Origin of the sequence: Cupriavidus sp. YAF13, from assembly GCF_052113425.1 — a bacterium.
GTDB lineage: Bacteria > Pseudomonadota > Gammaproteobacteria > Burkholderiales > Burkholderiaceae > Cupriavidus.
The window spans coordinates 1-17189 of record NZ_JBFRDD010000004.1; the positions used below are offsets into that span (position 1 = coordinate 1).

Consider the following 17189-nt stretch of genomic DNA (forward strand, 5'->3'; position numbering starts at 1 on the left):
CCACCCCTTCCCATCCACCCCTTCCCATCCCGAACAGGACCGTGAAACGACTCCACGCCGATGATAGTGCGGATACCCGTGTGAAAGTAGGTAATCGCCAGGCTCTCCCTTGAAACCCCCCAGTACGAAAGTACTGGGGGGTTTTGCTTTTGTGCGATCGAAACGGCGATAAGAGGGTAATGCCCGCAGCCGGCAATCCCGGGCCCGTCACCCGTACCAGGTGCACATTCGTACCTGCGCCCCGGGCGGGGTTGAACAGAAAACGCAGCGCACTCTCATAGCGCGATACGATCCCCTGCGCCGATAGCGGATTCAACTCGGTGACCTTGCTGATTCTCCGCGTGACCGCGGCTTCGTAGCTGCGCTGGTTGCCCGTCAACTGCCAGCCGGCAGGCGCGCGATTGGTGACAAGGCGCGTGATGTGGTCGGTGGATTTGTCGGCGCGAACGAAGGGCAGGCGTACCAGTGCGGTTGCCTGGTTCTGGGCATTGGTCGAATTGAACAGGACAACCGGCGCCTCGAACTTGGCGCCCTTCATGTCGCTCGCAGCCAGCAGGGTGAACAGGTCATCGCGAGCGGTGTAGCTGTTGTTCAGGTAATCGCCGGAGAATGCGGTGCTGCAAGCGCCAAGCAAGCTAGTGCTATTCGCGCGGGCGGCGGGATCCAGCGCAAAACAGGCCTGAAGGGCGGCACGGATGCCTTCGAACGTTGCTGCATTGGTCTTGACTTCGGGCTTGGGCAACGCGGACGGAGGCGATGCCAGCGAGCCCGGTGTCAGGATGACTTCGTGCGCAGCATTGTTGTCGCCTAGCACGGAGCCGGTGCTGGTCAGCTTTGCACCGCTTGCGGTCAGCGTGACCCGGATAACGTCGAGGACGCTATCGGCACCTTCTCCCTGTTTGCTCAGGGGCGTGGAAATCGGGTCAAAGGCGGTCGGGTCCAGTCCCGCATCGCTCGTGACATTGGCCAGTACGGCGCGCAGCAAGCCGACGATCTGCTGCACCTGGGCGCTGCTTGCCTTGCTGCCAAGCACCGACGACTTCGTCAGGTCCAGGGGATTGCCACCAACCAGCAGCGCTGCCACGGCGGTCGTCAGCGGCGTCACGTTGACGGTGGCGGAGCCATTGGCTGGCTTGGTCGCCAGTACCGAGACATAGGTCAGCTGGTCGCCTCCGCTGCTGCCGGTGGCGACAACCGCAAACGGTGCACGGAATGCGGTGACATCGAATTCAAAATGGCCACTGCCATCCGCCGTGTTGCTGCCCACGACCTTTCCATCAGCGTCATAGACGGTGACCAGGGCATTAGCCATGAAGGCGCCGCTGGCTGCCGCGCCTTGCAGCGTTACCTTGGCAGCCGGGGTCGTCGCCGTGCCGCCGTCTCCACCTCCGCCACACGCGCTCAATACGGCAAGCGTGATGGCTGCAACTGCGGGCGTCAGCAGGGTGCGGCGATTCATCCCCGACCTGGATTCCTCTCTAATATCCATTGGATTTCCCATTCATTATTATCTGCAGATACAGCGGGTTTTCGAGTCCCTGACCACGCTGCGCACGCAGGTTACAGGAAGAGACGTTGGCGGCACCTGCCCACAGCGGTGGGGTTATTCGACAATTTTGCAAAAAATGACAATTGGCATTTCGTGTCGGGGATACACCGGCGCTGATGTGAATGAATAACCCTGCGCGTGCTAGGATCCAGCGAGATTTCGACGAGAAGCATGCAGGGGAGCCAGGACACAGATGGAAAGCGGCATCACAGAGTACAAAGGGTACGTAGTCCACGTCTTCTGCAAGACGATCAAGGACGGTTTGCACATTGCGTCATGCGCGATCTGGGAGGACGGGGCGGTAGTGCAGGATTCCAAATCCATCGGCCGCAATCACGCCACGGCAGCCGACGCAAAAATCGCGGCTTACGCGTGGGCGAAGCAGTGGATCGATGAAAATAGCTGAGTGCCGCTGACGCGGATGCGTGCATTCGCGAGCGTACATGGAGCGGCCGCCGCACGCCAAAAGAATGGGCGCTAGCACTTTTCAGTTCTTTTTGTATTAGGGCTATCCAGATGCCGCTAATCCGCGTATATTCTCAATCGCGGGGTGGAGCAGTTGGCAGCTCGTCGGGCTCATAACCCGAAGGTCGCAGGTTCAAGTCCTGCCCCCGCAACCAGATTCCAAAAGCCCGTCCGGTTCAAGCCGCACGGGCTTTTTGCTTTGTCACCTTGCCGTTATGCGCTAGGCGAAATCGCCCGGCGGGTCGTCCGGGATGGTCCACTTGATCGGCTTTTCTTCAGTGGCCGGTGGCGGCTTCTGCGATCGCGAAGGGGGTTGGGGCGCAATCTGAGACAGGAGTTGAGCGGACGATACATTGACGGTTTCCTCATCGCCGTCTTCTGACCAATACCTGAGCGTCACTGACATGTTCCTCTCCGGTAAGTGACTCAAAGAACCCCAGCTGCAAGTCGCGCAGGAGGGGGCCAACTCTTACCTTAGAACCATCTGGCGTACTTGCTTGTCGTCAATGGCGATGGCGATGGCGATGGCGATGGCATACGCAGGCGGCGCCCGGAATGGACAAAGCCGCACGCCAGGACGGCGTGCGGCTTTGTCGTGCGAGCCGTCTTTCAGACCGGCTGGCGCCAAGGCTTCAACAGATCACCCGATCACCCGATCACCAGTTCGCGTCGCTCTTGGGCGGCCCCAGGGACTCTTCCTTGCGCGGTGCTGCCTTTTTCTTGGGCTTGGTATCAGCCGCCGGCGGCGCAGGCGGAATCTCCGCGCGCAGCTGCAGGGAGCCAGCTGGAATATCGTCGAGCTTTACCTTGACGTCTTCCAGATGCCCATACGACAAGGAGGGCGTGACCCGGTCCACCACCACGGTGCAGCACTCCTGCTCGGTACGTCCGAGCGAGCGGCCGGTCTGCGGATCGCGCAGCTCGTTGCCCAGCATGACGACCTGATAGGCCGTGCCGCTGCTCACCGACTGGCCACCCTGGCTCAGGACCACGTTGTGGCCATCGCGGGAGGCCACGCTGACGGGGTAGAGGCGCACCAGGATATCGGCTACCACCTTGGAGACGACGGCGCCTTCCATGGCGTCCACGCGCTCGCCTGCCGCGCGTCCGGCGTCGCCCTTGGCGGTATTGCTGAACAGGACTTCGCTGGTGGTCACGTTGACGAACTTCTGCGAGACCGACCAGTGCCCTGGCACGCCGGCCTCGCCATCTGCATTGGCGCGGCGTCCCGGCTCGAACGCATTGACGCGGCCAAACCAGATCAGGTCCGCGCCGAGTCCCTGGCCGAGCTTGGCGAACTGGTCCGCCGAGGTCTGGCCGTTCGAGATGCGATCCATTTCGTCACCGAGCTCCGGTGCCACATCGCGCTCCAGCACGGTGAAGCGTCCGCTCTGCGTCAGCGCGTCCATAATGCGCTGGCGCAGCTCGGCGGCGATGCGCACGGTGTCGCCGCCGGCGCGGCTGTCCACGCGCAGCGGGGCGATGGCGATGCGCAGCTTGCCCTGGTCCGCCGGCGCCTTGTACTTGGCCACATTGGCTTCGATGGTGGCCTTGATCATGCGCTCGGTCAGGCCGGGCTCGCTGATCTCGATCACCTTGAAGTTGCTGATGGCGCCACGGCTGCTCTGGCTCACCAGCTCCGCGAAGCCGGCCGAGCTCAGCGTGAGCGGATCGCGTCCCACGGCCAGGCCCAGCACCGACTTGAACTGCGTCGACGACTGCTCGATGGTCATGCCATTGACCTGCATGACGGCCTGGCGCAGTGCCTGGTCGATAGCTTCGGCCGGCGTATGGCCAAGCCCGGTGGTGGTGACCCGCACCTTTTCGACCTGGCCCACGTCGGGTGCGCCACTGCCGCTTGCCACCGGCGCAGAAGCGCCCGCGGATGCGGCGGCCGGTGGCGGCTCCGCGTCACGGCCTTTGCAGCCTGCCACCGACACCGTCAATGCGAGGCCGCAGACGGCCAGCGCACGATGCCATTTCATGGGGAGTGTTCCGCTCTGGTTCACGATGGCAACAGGCTTAGAACTTGGCCGAGAGTGCCGCGGTGGCATCCTTCGGCACGGGGATTTCGTTGCTCTTCGCGTATGCGGTGGCAGCCTGCAGCGTGCTGCCCAGGCGGGTCACGTGGCCCGGTGCTTCGCTAGCGATGTAGGTGCCCGTCGACAGCTTGTTGGTCAGCGTCAGCTTTTCCATCACCGATGCGCTGGTGAGTTGCGACTGTGCGGCATCCTTGAAGGCGATCAGGCTGGGACGCAGGCCCACATAGCGCAGCACGCCCAGGCCAAGGTGCTTCATGCCTTCGACGTACGATTGCTTGCCGGCGGCATCGATCTTGGTGTTCGAGTCTTTCAGCTTGGCTTCGATGGCGGCCGAGGCTTCGCTCTGCAGCTTGTCGGAGTCCTCCAGGTTGCCCTTGGTAGCGCCGTCGGTCAGCGCGTCAGCGGTCGCCTTTGCCTTGGCCGACAGTTCCTTCAGGCCAACCGCGTCCGCCAGGTGGGACTGGGCCACCAGCACTTCGCGGCCGGCAGCCACGTAGGCCTTGGACAACTGATCTTGCGCGCCGCTTGCATCGGCGGTGGCGCCGCTGCTGGACGAGGACGAACCACCCGTCAGGCTGCCCAGCGAAGGCAGGGCGTGGGCCTGGCCAGCGGCCAGCAGGGACAGTGCAGCGATCGAGATGACTTTCTTCAACATGTTTGTTCTCCAGGGAAAGCAAAGGGGTAGGGAGGCCGGCCGTACGGTACCGTGACGCGCTTGCGCCGGCCTGGGAGCAATTAGCGGACCTTGGCGTTGTTCAGTTGCGCCGCCAACTCACGTGCTGCCGAATCGGCCGCGCGCTTGAGCGCGTTGGTCTGTGCCACGCTGGCGTCCGGGCCGGTGCCGGCGTACTGGACCGGGCCGACCGACGACACCGTGCGCGGGAAACGCGTGGTCACGTCAAGCAGCTTGGCCGTTACCGTCACGTACACGCGGGTCAGGCCGGTGACCGGGTCGCTGTCCTGCATGCCGATGTCGAGCGTGCCGAGCGCCAGGTAAGGGACCTGGGCGGTCTGCAGGCCCAGCACGGCCTCTCGCATGGTGGCGGGCTGCAGGTCGTTGCCGCTCTTGTAGTCGTTTTCCAGCGCGCTGATGCGCAGGTGGCCACCCGAGGAGGGCTCGACATAGGCGGCTTCCACCACCTGGAAGCCCGACTGCGCGAACACGCCGGTGAACACCGAGTTCAGGTTGCCCGACGGCACCAGGCGCCAGCTCACGTCATCCGCTTTGCGGGTGCGGCTGCCGCCGGTTTCGACGGAGACAGAGGCATTGGCCGAATAGCTGTTGCGGGTCGACTTCTCGTTGACGTTTTCCTTCATGTCCGCGCGCTTGTAGACGCGCGTATCGAAGGACTTGACGGAGTCCTGCTGGCGCGCCACGAACAGGAAGGTCAGCGGGGATTTCTGCGCGTCCGAGGCCGTTGCCACAGCCGCGCCGCCCTTGACCGCGTTGCGCAGCTTGGCGACGTTGATGTCGACGCGGACCACCACCGAATACTGGCTGGCGTCCTTCTTGTCTTCCTCGCTGATGATGGTCGCGCCCAGCACGAACTTGTCGAGGTTGGCCGCGACCTTGTCGCGGATGCTGTCGAAATTCTCGGCTTGCGACTCACCGCTCTCGGCGTAGTAGCGCTCGATGGCGTTGACCTGCGCAGTCTTGAAGGCGCGGTCCTTGTCCTCGGCGCTGGCCTTGCTCGAGAACACCGAACTGTCGTACTTCACGTTTGCCATGCCCTTGGATGACACCACTTGTGCCGACGCCAGGCTGCACGCGAACAAAAACAGCCAACAGAGCTGACGGATTACTTGCATGACTTGACCACTCCTCTTGTGACATCTACTTGTTTACCAACGTTGTCGCCCGACGATGCCGCAGCCAGCCAGTCGCTGTCCTGGCCGCCCAGCGAACTGGACAGCTTGGTGAACAGGCCTCGCAGGGAATCCGCGTAAGCCGGGAAATCGTCGATCTCTGACTGCGTGACGGGGACGGCTTTCACTTCGCCGTTCTTGAAATCTGCATCGAGGTACTGCTTGCCGGACATCGGCTCGCCCAGCTTGACGTGGCTGTACACCGCATAGATGTAGCTGGTGCCGGCCGCAGAGCTGCCGTACTCGACCCGCTTGAAGCCCTTCAGGTCCACCTGGATGGTGTAGTCGGGCTCAGGCAGCTTGAGGTTGAAGACCTCGCCGTCGGCGAAGCGCATCGCCATCGCATTGCCAATGGCATAGCCCTTGGTGAACGGCAGGATCGGTACGCCAGCCTTATCCAGCAGGGCTTCGCCGAACATGTCGGCGAGCCAGCCTTCGGCCACGCCGGATCCCGTCTTCAGGCCTTCGGGCAACTGGGCCAGCGCTTCAGGCGCCACGTTGACTTGCGATACCTGCAGGTAGCGGGTGCCCGACGACGGCAGCTTCGCGCCCGACAGGACCTGAGCGTAGCGATCGAACAGGCCCGGCTTGTCGCCGCCGAGCAGCAGGCGCTTGACGCGGTCGCGCTTCTCACGCTCGCTGGGCTGATGGTCGAGCACGTCGAGGTAGGTCACATTGATCGGATAGGCGCGCAGCACCGTCATGGCCTTGAAGTCGAACACCAGGGCCTGGCCACGCACGTTGGCCAGCACTTTGTACAGGCGGCCGAAGCGCTCGGACGAGATGGTCTCGCTGGTCACCACCAGTGCGGTGGCGAGAGCCTGGTCGCTATGCTTCAGGCTGGCCATGCCGTCGCTGGACAGCGTGAAATTGGCGGGCGGGCGCGCGGCCAGAGACCGGCTGATGGCCTTGTTCGGCGCGCTGCCGGAGGCGGTCAGCTCGGCCTCGACCTGTCGCGTAACCGGGAAGCGGGCCGCGATCTGCTGAGCGTCGCCGGCATAGGCAAAGCCGGCAAAGGCGACGCTGTCGGCAGCGGCTGCCTGGGTAGCCGCGAGGGCAGTAAACAGCAAAACGACAAGTCGGAAAGCTTGCATGGGCAGAGTCAAAAATGAAAGGAGGGCAGCGAGAGATGCAAGGTGCCGCGCATTCAAGCGAACGCGCCGGCCCATGAACATTGGCGGGTATTCGGAAATGTCTTGGGACTCAATCCGAAATGTCTTAGGACTCGCGCGCTCGCAAGGCCGGGATTCTACTGTAGAAAAACAGCAAAAATGACTTTAGTGGCTTTTTTTAGAAAAATTGATAATTGCCTTATTGACTTCTACATGCCTTTAATGGCATGGCATGCCGGAGTTGGCAATTAGAGGGCGGTGGAGGGCCGCCTCTCGAGGTCGCGGCGCCTTGCGTCAGCCTTCGCTTGGCTGGATATTCAGCAAGCCGATGCCGACCTGCGTGAGGAAGGGCGAGAACAGGCTCATGAGCTGCGACGCGCCCCAATTGATGTGCTCGCGCTTGATGGCATCGATGCCGTGCCGGGACCGCAGGTAGTCGATCCAATAGGTCGATACGATCCACGTGTTGACGACCAAGTGGTCAAGCTGCTCGGGCGTGGCGCGCAGCAATCCTTGCGCTTGCATGGCGCCGAACACGCGACGGACATGGTGCTGTCCGTCGTTGGCAAGCGCCTCGGTGCGCAACCTCAGCGTTGGCGCCAGGCCGTAGATGGACGCCGCATCGCGATAGAAGAAGCGCCACTCCCACATCAGGTTGAACCAGCCGCTCAGGTAGCCTGCGAAACGGTTGGGTGCGTCGCCTTGCGCCAGATCCGCGACCGAGGTGTCGCGCAGCGCCCGCTCGAAGCTGTCGAACAGGGCCTCGAGGATTTGCTCCTTGCGGTGAAAGTGATAGTAGAGATTCCCTTCCTGTATGCCGACCGCCGAGGCGATCTCCGCGGTGGTCACGACGACTGGCCCGCGCTCGTTGAACAGGCTCAGGCAAGCGTCAAGGATGCGCTCGCGCGTTTTGGGGCGCCGGGCTGGCGCGACTTGCACCGTCATGGTTGATAACTCCCTGCATATTCCGTTATCTGCATGTTTGCACGGCAGATGGTTAGGGGTAAGCCCTAGTTTTGGCAATCTCGGTTGATTAATTAGGGTGAACACCCTAGTCTAGTCTGAATACAGCACGGACGCACCGTGAGAATTCGGCGCGACAAGCGCCGGCTCGGTTTGGCCAACAGGAGACGATCGATGCTATCAGGCAATGCGAAGCACTCGCATCCCGATGTTCACGCCGGCACGGCGGAGCCGGAGCGCCAGGACGAGCAGGCACCAGGGCAGGCAGCGGCGCAGCACGTCGATGTGCTGGTAGTCGGGGCGGGGCTTTCCGGCATCTGCGCTGGCTACCATCTGCAGACCAGTTGCCCGGGCAAGACCTACGCGATCCTGGAAGGGCGCGACGCCATCGGTGGCACATGGGACCTGTTTCGCTACCCCGGCGTGCGGTCCGATTCGGACATGTACACCCTGGGTTTCAGCTTCCGCCCATGGCGAAGCGAAAAATCCATTGCCGATGGTGACTCGATCCTTGAGTACATCCGTGGCACGGCGAAGGAATTCGGCATCGAGCGGCACATCCGCTTTGGCCATCGCGTATTGCGTGCGTCGTGGTCGTCCGAGACCGCAAGGTGGACGGTCGATGCCACGGTAGGCCCGCAAGGCACGCCTGCCCGTTTTACCTGCAGTTTTCTCTACCTGTGCAGCGGCTACTACGATTATGCGGACGGCTATATGCCCGGGTGGCCGGGCATGGAGCGCTTCAATGGCCGTGTGGTGCACCCCCAGCACTGGCCGGCGGACCTGGTGTACGACGGCAAGCGCGTGGTCGTGATCGGCAGCGGGGCCACGGCCGTCACGCTGCTGCCGGCGATGGCCGAGCGGGCGGCCCACGTGACCATGCTGCAGCGCTCGCCAACGTACATCGTGGCGCGCCCGTCCAGCGATGCTGTCTCCGCATGGTTGCAGCGGCGGCTGCCGGCATCCATGGCGCATCGCGTCACGCGCTGGAAGAACGTGCTCCTGGGCATGTACTTCTACAATCTCTCGCGCAAGAAGCCAGACCTGGTCAAGAGCAAGATCCTCAAGGGGGTGCGCGCGCAACTCGGTCCGGACTACGATATCGACAAGCATTTCACGCCGTCTTACAAGCCATGGGACCAGCGGCTCTGCCTGGTGCCTGACTCGGATCTGTTCAAGTCCATCCGCTCAGGCAAGGCTTCGGTAGTCACCGACCAGATCGAGTCGTTCACCGAGGCCGGCCTGCTGCTGCGCTCTGGCGAGCGGCTCGACGCGGATGTCATCATCACGGCTACCGGGCTTCAGTTGAAGGTGGCCGGGGGGATGAAGCTCGAGGTGGACGGCACCCCAATGAACCCGGCGCAGGCCTTCATGTACAAGGGCATGATGTATAGCGACATGCCGAACCTGGCGGTGGCCATGGGCTATGTCAACGCCTCCTGGACGCTAAAGGCCGAGCTCTCGTCGACCTACGTGTGCCGCCTGATCAATCACATGGACGCGAAGGGCCATGCCTGGTGCGCGCCGCGCCGCACGGATCAGGCATCCGATGAGGAGCCTTCGCTCTCGCTGAGCTCCGGCTATGTCCAGCGGGCCAGCAACATCTTGCCCAAGCAAGGCTCCAGGCGGCCGTGGAAGGTGCATCAGAACTACCTGTTCGACCTGATGGCCCTGAAGTTCGGCAAGGTGGAAGGCAGCGAGATGGCCTTCGGCCGTGCGGGCACGGCTGCCTCGGTGGATGGCTGACAGATAATGCTTGAACGTCAAGGTTGAACGTCAAGGTTGAATTTCAACGGTGAAGGTATATACACAATGACCATATTGATTGCCTGCGTCGCCGTGGGCGCCGTCGTTCTGCTTGGCTTGGTGGCATTCTCCGGCCTGATTGCGCGCAAGGTGGAAAATGCGCTGCCGCCCAAGGGGAAGTTTATCGAGATCGATGGCGCCCGCCTTCATTACATCGACAAGGGCGAGGGCCCGGCTATCGTGATGGTTCACGGGCTGGGGGGGCAGACCGGCAATTTTTCCTATGCGCTGCTTGAAAAGCTGACCGGCCGGTTCCGCGTGATCCTGGTCGACCGGCCCGGCTCGGGCCATTCGACGCGGCCACCGGCGATGTCGGCCCGCCTGAGCGTGCAGAGCGCGGTCGTGGCCAAGTTCATCCGTGCGCTAGACCTGCAGAATCCGCTGTTGGTCGGGCACTCCCTGGGTGGGGCGGTGGCGCTTGGCGTTGCGCTCGATCACCCCGGCACGGTCGGCGGGCTGGCGTTGATTGCTCCGCTGACGCATCCGGTGGAGGGCGTGCCGCCCATGTTCCGTACGCTGTCGATTTCCTCGGCCACCATGCGCCGCGTGATCGCATGGACGTGGGCGATCCCACGGTCTATCTTGCGCGGCAAGGCCATGGTCGAACTGATCTTCAGCCCCGACCGGCTGCCGCAGGACTTCGGCATCGCAGGCGGCGGCCTTCTCAGCCTGAGGCCGCGCAGCTTCTATGCCACTTCGACGGATATGGTCAGCGTGGAGGAGGACCTGCCATCCATGGCGCAGCGTTATGCCTCGCTGGCCTTGCCGATCAGCATCCTGTACGGGACCGAGGATGCCGTGCTCGACTGGCAGGCGCAGGGCAAGGCGATGAAGGACAAGCTGCCGGCGCTGGATCTCGAACTTGTCCCTGGCGGCCACATGCTGCCGATCACAATTCCCGACCAGACCGCGGCCTGGCTCACGGCGGCTGCCGCGCGGCTCTGACGCGGCGCGCGCCGGTCGCCGTGCTGCCGGTCAAGCGTCGATGGTGAAGCCGATCTCCTTGATGAACTCGCCCCAGCGCAGGTAGTCCGCCTTGACCTGCGCGGCGAAGGCAGGCGGCGTGATGGCCTGCGGCGGCAGCACGCCGACCGCGAACAGCCGCTTGTGATAGGCCGGGTCGGCGAGCACCTTCTGGATCGCCGCCGAGACCGCGCCAACCACGTCCGCCGGCATGGCCTTGGGGCCGAACAGCGCGAAGTAGCCGCTCAATTGCTCCATGCCCGGAAACCCCAGTTCACGGAACGAGGCAACGCCCGGCGCCATGTCGGAGCGTTCCGGCGTGGTGATGGCCAGCGCCTTGGTCTTGCCCGACTGATAGAGCGGCACGGCGGTGGTCAGCCCGTCGATCATTACCGGCACTACGCCACCCACCAGGTCTTGCGTGGCAGGAGCCGAACCCTTGTACAACACCGGTTCGAGCCGGCTGCCAGATAGCTTGTTCAGCAGTAGGGGGCCAAAGTGCGACGATGTGCCCGGACCATACGAGGCCGAATGCAGCGGCGACTTCGCGCTCTTGGAGTAGGCGATCATCTCCGCCAGCGTGGAGAAGGGCGCGTTCCTGGTGGCGACCAGTAAGACGGGCGCCCGTGCGGCTTCGGCCAGCGCGGTCAGGTCAGTGAGCGGGTCGTAGGGTACCTTGTTGATATGGGCACCCGAAGTGGCCGAGGAGCCGAGCGTCATCAGCAGTGTGTGGCCATCCGGCTTGGCGCGGATCACGTCGAGCGTAGCGGGAATCGTCGCGCCGCCCGGCTTGTTCTCGACCACGACCGATTGGCCAAGGGCCTTGCCAAGGAAGTCCGCGAACAGCCTGGCGACCACATCGGTGCCGCCGCCAGCAGGGTAGGCCACGACCAGCCGCAGTGGGCGGCTTGGCCAGCCATTGGCAAAGGCGGGGGCTGCGCCGAGCGCGGCGGCTGCAACCGCAGTGGTAAGGAAATGACGACGATCCATGTTTTTGTCTCCTGGCGGTGATACACGTTCAGCGGCACTTCAGGTGCTCTTTAGTGCGCAAGGAAGATACTCATGGAAGATGGGATGGTCATGGAATCGGGCGATACCCTTCCCATGACGGCATGCATGACGCTGATCGTGCATCTCGATCGCGCGGAGTCGCTCATGCTACGATCCGCCCTCTGAATCAACGTGAGCTAACGATGTCGACAGCCTTCCTGATACGCAATCCGGCCCCGTCCGACGATGGCGAGCAAATCGGTTTTTCCATTGTGGCAAACGGCGTGGACAGCAGCGGCTTTGTTTCGCGCTCGGCGCTGGATGAACTGGCCCAGGGCCAGATTGGCAGCCACCTGGATATTTTCGAGCGTAATCTCGACCGCATCCAGGAAGTGGCCTTGCAGAAGTGGTCTGCGGACCCGTCTATTAACCCCGTCATGCTGGGGGACCACGATTTCTGATTAGTTCAAGCGGCCCGCCGCACGCACTACACCTGCGAGAACGTGCGGACCAGCTTGGATTTCAGTGGCCATGGGCGTGAGGCGAGAATCCAGATGCACAGCAGCGGCCCGATGAACGGCAGCAGCGCCAGATACGCGTAGAGCGGACCAAAATGGGCAGCCTTGAATACCTTCCTGAACGGGAAGAACCACAAGGCCTCGAAGAATAGGAATCCGAGTAGATAAAGCGTCATGGATGTGCTTCCTGTGCGGCTCGCCTGGCGAAGCATATGCCCCGCGCAGCCGCATTGTAGAACCCATTCGTTCGCTCACAATCCCGCCACTTCGGGGGATTTCTGCCGGTCCGGCATCCATATCTACATCGCAATTCCGTGCGCCGCCAAGTCCTCCGGTCCCTTCTTTGACGCGACTTAGCGCAGCGCGCGCTGCGCCACGGCGATCAGCGCCACGCCCACGCACGCTACCGCCAGCAGCGCGAACAGATTGCTCACTGCAATCAGCTGCGCCTGTTGGTCGATCAGCGCCGACCAGCGTACCAGCGTGGCGGCGTCATAACCATCGGGCAGGTCGAAGGGCGTAATCCGCGCTACCAGCTGCGTGCGTGCCATGGCCTCGCCATACTGGAGCCACAGGCTTGCCACGCCCGTGCCGCCGGCCGTTGCGATCTGGCGCACGATGTTCTTGAACTGATAGGCGTGGGCAAAATCCTCGACGCTGAATTCCGCATAGGTCAGCCCCGCCACCAATGCCAGGATGAAGGGCGTGGTCAGGCTTTGCAGGGTCAGGGCCGGCAGCAGGACGGCCATGGAAGCCCCCGGCATCATCCGCTGGCTCAGCATCCAGGCCGCGCCGGCAAACATGCAATACCCCAGCGCGATGTAGCGGCGTTGCCCCGTCAAGCGGGCGCCGGCATAGGTAAAGACGCAAAGGCCCGCGAAGCCGATCAGTCCAGTGATGGTGAGCACCTTGCCGGCGGTCTGGAAGGTAAAGCCCAGCCCGGACTGCAGCGTGGTAGGTACCACATAGCCCCAGAGCCCGTTGAGGAAGTAATACAAGGTATAGAAGCCCAGCCCGACCAGGTAGCGGCGGCCGAACAGCAGCTTGGGGTTGAGCCAGGGATCGGGGTGGCGATGCTGGTGGATGAAGACGCTAGCCATGAGCAACAGCCCGACGATCGGGGTGATCGCTACCGACGGCGAGTTCGCCAGCTCGTAGAATCGCAGGTCGCCCAGCCCGTGTAGCAGCACCAGCGCGCCCGTGCCCAGCAAGATCACGGTCACCCAATCCATGCCGCCGACGTCTACCTCCCACGGTGCCAGCGAGGCCGCGAGCCGGCGCGGATACGAGACCAGCACCAGCAATATCGCCGCGACCGACATCGCGGCCTGGACCACGAAGATCATCCGCCAGCTCGCATCCTCCACCAGCACCGCGGAAATCCATGGGGCCAGTGCCGCCAGGCCCATGCCGCCGGCGTTGAAGCCCAGGAAGAGGGGCCGGCGCTCTTCACGGGCGGCGACCAGCTGGATGATGATGCGCGACGCGGTGAACAGGCCACCCGCCCCAAGACCCTGTACCGCGCGCGCCAGGCTCAGTTCGAGCGGTGTATTGCAGACAGCGCAAAGCGCGGCGCCCACGGTGGCGATGAGCAGGCCGAGCAGCGTGAATCCGCGATAGCTGATGTCCTGCGCGATGCGCCGCAGCACCAGATTGGCGACGGTGGCAGCGGCGGCATAGGAGGTGAGGCTCCAGAGAAAATCCTCAGGCGAGGCGTGAATGCCACCCCGGATATGGGTGCCCGCGACGCCCATCATGGACGACGCCACGAAGTCCACGCCGGTGGTGCAGCCCAGGGTAAAGGCGAAGAGATAAACCTGCGCAGCCGACAGGTCGGGGTGCTTGGCCAGCATCGCACTGCCAGTTGCCATGACGGTCCCATCGATCGCGTAGATGCAATTCGCAGCCTGGCGCCGCCGGGGCGACGACCCGCTTACCCAGTATCGGCGAAATGATCCGGGCGCCCAAGCGGAACCGATGGGGGATGACAGGAGGACGTGGCTTCAGGCCCGCGGCCTGGTGTGCTGGAACGCGTCAAGCAGCCGGTCGCGCAACGCGCGCCACGCGCGCGGCACCGTGCTGAGCCCGGCGGTCAGGCCGGGATCGTAATAGTGGACGATCAAGGAACGGCGCTCGCCCGCCTCGGCATGCAGGTTGGCGTGCAGGGTGACGAAGCCGTTGAACGCATAGACATTGCCCGGCAAACAGGCGATGCGGTCGCACTGGTGCTTGGCAAGATGGCGGAAGGTCTGCGCGCGGCGGATGACGAACGGCAGGTTGCGCAACAGGATCAGCCGGATCTTCGCAACGATATTCGACAAGGCCGTCACCGCACGGCGCTGGCGCCGGTAGATGATCAGGTCCCCGTTTTCCTGGGTGGCCTGCGCCTCTTGCAGCGGAATCAGCAGCGTCAGGATATGGGAGTCGTAATGCCGCAAGTGGCTCTGGGCGGGCAAGCCGCTATTGACACAGCGCAGTACGCACAGTGGCGGCTCGCCGTTGAGTTCCCAGCCGGCCTTGCGCGCCCATCGCCTTGAGATCTCGCAGGCCTGCCGTTCCGCCAGCTGAAAGCCCTCGTTTTGGCGCAGCATGTCTGCAAATTGCACGGCTGCCTGCGTGGCGCGGCGGCCATCTGCGGGCCGCCACGTTTGCCGGCTGGCGTCGATTGTCGCATTGATCTCGTCGAGCAGATGTCGAGTCACGACGCCTTCGAATACCTGGAGCCCGGGCGGCTCCGCGTCGATGTCGTAGTCATGCATCGCATGTTGCTCCGCTTCCCGCCCCGTTCCGCCCAGTGCAAGGGCCGGGAAGGGGGCGACATGTTGCGGCCGGCCACAAATGGCCCGCCGCTACCGGACGAGGCGCGGCTCGCGTTGCCGGCCTTCCTCCTGATGATCTTGCGCAGGCAGCCGCTGGCATCGATTAGCGTTGCCAGGGAAGAAAACGCGGGCGGTCCCATGTCCGGTGTTATGAATCTACGGCTTCCGAGCGTTACCGAACGGACAAAACTACTTTCGGATCCGCCAGACGGCACAATCCGAGTCGCTTTGTTTTTGTGGCTTGAATTGCACTTCTTTGGTGCCGAGAGTTCGGGCGGGGCGCTGCAGTCAAACACGCTCGGGCTCCGGTTTTACCGGGCAGCCATCCAGGCTGAATGTGTTGGGCCAATAATGGATTCCAGGGGCTTGGCCATATTAATTTCATCAGGCGGCTCTTATCGGCAAGATAACCATCAAGGTAATCGAAGCAGTAATGAGAGATAGCGCCGGTCCATCAGCTTCCAGTCAAATGCATTGCGCGGGGTAAGCGTTGGTGGGCGTTGGTGGGCAATGGTGCGTTTGCCCTCACTGTTTACCGTTGCGCAATTGACAACTCCGGTTGCCGGGAACATCATCGCTCGGGAAAATAGACGCGCCTCTGTGCAGCGATGTCGCCCGTTCGTCGGCGAAAAGCCCATGGAAGGTAGCCATTCCGACGAGGAACCGGGGTCATGATTATTTCGCTACGCCGAATTGCGAGCGCGCTTGCGCTCGGTCTGCTGTTGTCTGCCTGCGCCGCGGGCCCGCAAACTTCCGCGGTGCCGCAGCCAGCTTCGCCGCCATCCGATGATGCGGTCAAGGCTTTATCTGCCCAGATTTTTGTCTATGCCTATCCGCTGGTGCTGATGGATGTCACGCGTGAGGTCATGAGTGCCCGCGTGCCGGCCAATACCTTCTCGCATAAGCGCAGTTTCCCGGACGCCACCTTCACCGACGTGGTCAGCCCGAATGCCGATACGCTCTATTCGACGGCATGGCTGGATTTGTCGGGCGGCCCGGTGATCCTCGCGCTGCCCGACACGCACGGGCGTTATTACCTGATGCCGCTGATGGACGCCTGGACCAACGTCTTCGCGTCGCCGGGCAAGCGCACCGCGGGCACCAGAAAAGCGGTCTACGCTGTCACGGGGCCGATGTGGAATGGCACCTTGCCGCCAGGCGTCACGGAAATCCGCTCGCCGACCGAGATGGTGTGGCTGATCGGCCGTACTCAAACCAATGGCAAGCAGGATTACGCAGCGGTCCGCCGCTTGCAGGACCAATATCGCCTGGCGCCGCTCTCCGCCTTGCAGCGTGGCGGCAAGGCGCGGCCCAAGCCCGCCGATGCGATGCTGCCCGAAGCGGTTCCCGTGGATATGGAAACGCCGCCCGTTGAGCAGGTGGCGGCAATGGACGCGCAGGCATTCTTCACCCGCTTCGCCGAATTGCTGCCGGCCAATCCTCCGGCCGCGGCCGATGCGGCCATGGTGGAATCGATCAAGAAGCTCGGGATCGTTCCGGGCAAGCCCTTCTCCGTGACCGCGCTGGAGCCATCGACGGCCCGCGCGGTGCAGGAGGGCGCCACCACCGCCCTGGCGGGCATCGTGGCCATGGCCAAGCGCGGCAGTGGCGAAGGGGATGGCAAATGGATCGTGCACCGGGATCTCGGCGACTACGGCACGGCCTATGGCAAGCGCGCGCTGGTGGCGCGGGTTGGGCTTGGCGCCAACCTGCCGGCGGATGCGTTGTATCCCAGCACGCGGGTCGACGCCGGCGGCAAGCCGTTGAACGGGGCAAACCGCTACGTCATGCATTTCAACAAAGGCCAGATGCCGCCGGGCACGGCCTTCTGGTCACTGACGCTCTATAACGACAAGCAGGCGTTTGTCGCCAATCCGCTCAACCGCTATGCCATCGGGGACCGTGACCGGCTGCGGTACAACCGGGACGGCTCGCTCGATATCTATATCCAGAATGCGCGCCCGGCGGGCAAGCGGGTGGCCAACTGGCTGCCGGCGCCGCCTGATGGCTTCAACCTGATGATGCGGGTGTATTGGCCCCGGCAGGTGATGCTGGACGGCACCTGGAGCGCGCCGCCGGTGATGCGGGTGGAGTGA

15 protein-coding genes, 1 tRNA gene and 1 pseudogene are annotated in these 17189 nt (G+C 63.4%); 6 read left to right on the forward strand and 11 right to left on the reverse strand.

Annotated elements, in window-relative coordinates; genetic code table 11:
- Positions 1-1459 (reverse strand): annotated as a pseudogene (locus AB4061_RS05015) (hypothetical protein); the annotation flags it as partial.
- A gap of 283 nt (positions 1460-1742) precedes the next feature.
- Here AB4061_RS05015 and AB4061_RS05020 point away from each other — a divergent pair.
- Entirely contained in the window at positions 1743-1955 is a 213-nt protein-coding gene (locus AB4061_RS05020; RefSeq protein ID WP_441631491.1) for a hypothetical protein, read from the forward strand.
- A 138-nt stretch (positions 1956-2093) separates the two neighbouring features.
- A tRNA-Met gene (locus AB4061_RS05025) sits at positions 2094-2169 on the forward strand.
- 65 nt (positions 2170-2234) lie between these two features.
- On the opposite strand, the gene AB4061_RS05030 is transcribed toward AB4061_RS05025, so the two are convergent.
- From AB4061_RS05030 to AB4061_RS05055, 6 genes are all read right to left on the reverse strand, one after another.
- On the reverse strand, positions 2235-2420 hold the full coding sequence (locus tag AB4061_RS05030; protein WP_174425874.1) for a hypothetical protein: 186 nt from the start codon (positions 2418-2420) through the stop codon (positions 2235-2237).
- 250 nt (positions 2421-2670) lie between these two features.
- The gene (locus AB4061_RS05035; RefSeq protein WP_441631493.1) at positions 2671-3999 is read right to left on the reverse strand and encodes a CsgG/HfaB family protein; all 1329 of its coding nucleotides are present in this window, start codon (positions 3997-3999) and stop codon (positions 2671-2673) included.
- Between the two features lie 37 nt (positions 4000-4036).
- Entirely contained in the window at positions 4037-4711 is a 675-nt protein-coding gene (locus tag AB4061_RS05040) for a hypothetical protein (protein ID WP_441631495.1), read from the reverse strand.
- A gap of 80 nt (positions 4712-4791) precedes the next feature.
- Positions 4792-5865, reverse strand: a complete 1074-nt coding sequence (locus tag AB4061_RS05045; protein ID WP_441631497.1) for a hypothetical protein — start codon at positions 5863-5865, stop codon at positions 4792-4794.
- Positions 5856-7016, reverse strand: a complete 1161-nt coding sequence (locus AB4061_RS05050) for a hypothetical protein (RefSeq protein WP_441631499.1) — start codon at positions 7014-7016, stop codon at positions 5856-5858. Before AB4061_RS05050 ends, AB4061_RS05045 begins: the two co-directional genes overlap by 10 nt.
- A gap of 312 nt (positions 7017-7328) precedes the next feature.
- Entirely contained in the window at positions 7329-7979 is a 651-nt protein-coding gene (locus AB4061_RS05055; protein WP_441631501.1) for a TetR/AcrR family transcriptional regulator, read from the reverse strand.
- Between the two features lie 192 nt (positions 7980-8171).
- Here AB4061_RS05055 and AB4061_RS05060 point away from each other — a divergent pair, with 192 nt between their 5' ends.
- The gene (locus AB4061_RS05060) at positions 8172-9743 is read left to right on the forward strand and encodes a flavin-containing monooxygenase (protein WP_441631503.1); all 1572 of its coding nucleotides are present in this window, start codon (positions 8172-8174) and stop codon (positions 9741-9743) included.
- Positions 9744-9809: 66 nt separating this feature from the next.
- The gene (locus AB4061_RS05065) at positions 9810-10748 is read left to right on the forward strand and encodes an alpha/beta fold hydrolase (RefSeq protein WP_441631505.1); all 939 of its coding nucleotides are present in this window, start codon (positions 9810-9812) and stop codon (positions 10746-10748) included.
- A 30-nt stretch (positions 10749-10778) separates the two neighbouring features.
- On the opposite strand, the gene AB4061_RS05070 is transcribed toward AB4061_RS05065, so the two are convergent.
- Positions 10779-11756, reverse strand: a complete 978-nt coding sequence (locus AB4061_RS05070) for a tripartite tricarboxylate transporter substrate binding protein (protein WP_441631507.1) — start codon at positions 11754-11756, stop codon at positions 10779-10781.
- A 203-nt stretch (positions 11757-11959) separates the two neighbouring features.
- On the opposite strand from AB4061_RS05070, the gene AB4061_RS05075 reads away from it, so the two are divergent.
- On the forward strand, positions 11960-12217 hold the full coding sequence (locus tag AB4061_RS05075; RefSeq protein WP_441631508.1) for a hypothetical protein: 258 nt from the start codon (positions 11960-11962) through the stop codon (positions 12215-12217).
- Between the two features lie 26 nt (positions 12218-12243).
- Here AB4061_RS05075 and AB4061_RS05080 read toward each other — a convergent pair whose 3' ends face one another.
- The 3 genes from AB4061_RS05080 to AB4061_RS05090 all read right to left on the reverse strand — a co-directional run bounded on the left by AB4061_RS05080 (position 12244) and on the right by AB4061_RS05090 (position 15033).
- Entirely contained in the window at positions 12244-12450 is a 207-nt protein-coding gene (locus AB4061_RS05080) for a hypothetical protein (protein WP_441631510.1), read from the reverse strand.
- Between the two features lie 177 nt (positions 12451-12627).
- Entirely contained in the window at positions 12628-14145 is a 1518-nt protein-coding gene (locus AB4061_RS05085) for an MFS transporter (protein WP_441631512.1), read from the reverse strand.
- Positions 14146-14277: 132 nt separating this feature from the next.
- Positions 14278-15033: a hypothetical protein gene (locus AB4061_RS05090; protein WP_441631514.1), complete on the reverse strand. Its 756-nt coding sequence runs from the start codon at positions 15031-15033 to the stop codon at positions 14278-14280.
- A gap of 731 nt (positions 15034-15764) precedes the next feature.
- Here AB4061_RS05090 and AB4061_RS05095 point away from each other — a divergent pair.
- Positions 15765-17189: a DUF1254 domain-containing protein gene (locus tag AB4061_RS05095; RefSeq protein ID WP_441631516.1), complete on the forward strand. Its 1425-nt coding sequence runs from the start codon at positions 15765-15767 to the stop codon at positions 17187-17189.

Excerpts from the sequence above, each read along its gene's own strand:
- AB4061_RS05020 (WP_441631491.1), top strand. The coding sequence starts at position 1,743 with ATGGAAAGCGGCATCACAGAGTACAAAGGGTACGTAGTCCACGTCTTC.
- AB4061_RS05030 (WP_174425874.1), bottom strand. The coding sequence starts at position 2,420 with ATGTCAGTGACGCTCAGGTATTGGTCAGAAGACGGCGATGAGGAAACC.
- AB4061_RS05035 (WP_441631493.1), bottom strand. The coding sequence starts at position 3,999 with ATGAAATGGCATCGTGCGCTGGCCGTCTGCGGCCTCGCATTGACGGTG.
- AB4061_RS05040 (WP_441631495.1), bottom strand. The coding sequence starts at position 4,711 with ATGTTGAAGAAAGTCATCTCGATCGCTGCACTGTCCCTGCTGGCCGCT.
- AB4061_RS05045 (WP_441631497.1), bottom strand. The coding sequence starts at position 5,865 with ATGCAAGTAATCCGTCAGCTCTGTTGGCTGTTTTTGTTCGCGTGCAGC.
- AB4061_RS05050 (WP_441631499.1), bottom strand. The coding sequence starts at position 7,016 with ATGCAAGCTTTCCGACTTGTCGTTTTGCTGTTTACTGCCCTCGCGGCT.
- AB4061_RS05055 (WP_441631501.1), bottom strand. The coding sequence starts at position 7,979 with ATGACGGTGCAAGTCGCGCCAGCCCGGCGCCCCAAAACGCGCGAGCGC.
- AB4061_RS05060 (WP_441631503.1), top strand. The coding sequence starts at position 8,172 with ATGCTATCAGGCAATGCGAAGCACTCGCATCCCGATGTTCACGCCGGC.
- AB4061_RS05065 (WP_441631505.1), top strand. The coding sequence starts at position 9,810 with ATGACCATATTGATTGCCTGCGTCGCCGTGGGCGCCGTCGTTCTGCTT.
- AB4061_RS05070 (WP_441631507.1), bottom strand. The coding sequence starts at position 11,756 with ATGGATCGTCGTCATTTCCTTACCACTGCGGTTGCAGCCGCCGCGCTC.
- AB4061_RS05075 (WP_441631508.1), top strand. The coding sequence starts at position 11,960 with ATGTCGACAGCCTTCCTGATACGCAATCCGGCCCCGTCCGACGATGGC.
- AB4061_RS05080 (WP_441631510.1), bottom strand. The coding sequence starts at position 12,450 with ATGACGCTTTATCTACTCGGATTCCTATTCTTCGAGGCCTTGTGGTTC.
- AB4061_RS05085 (WP_441631512.1), bottom strand. The coding sequence starts at position 14,145 with ATGGCAACTGGCAGTGCGATGCTGGCCAAGCACCCCGACCTGTCGGCT.
- AB4061_RS05090 (WP_441631514.1), bottom strand. The coding sequence starts at position 15,033 with ATGCATGACTACGACATCGACGCGGAGCCGCCCGGGCTCCAGGTATTC.
- AB4061_RS05095 (WP_441631516.1), top strand. The coding sequence starts at position 15,765 with ATGATTATTTCGCTACGCCGAATTGCGAGCGCGCTTGCGCTCGGTCTG.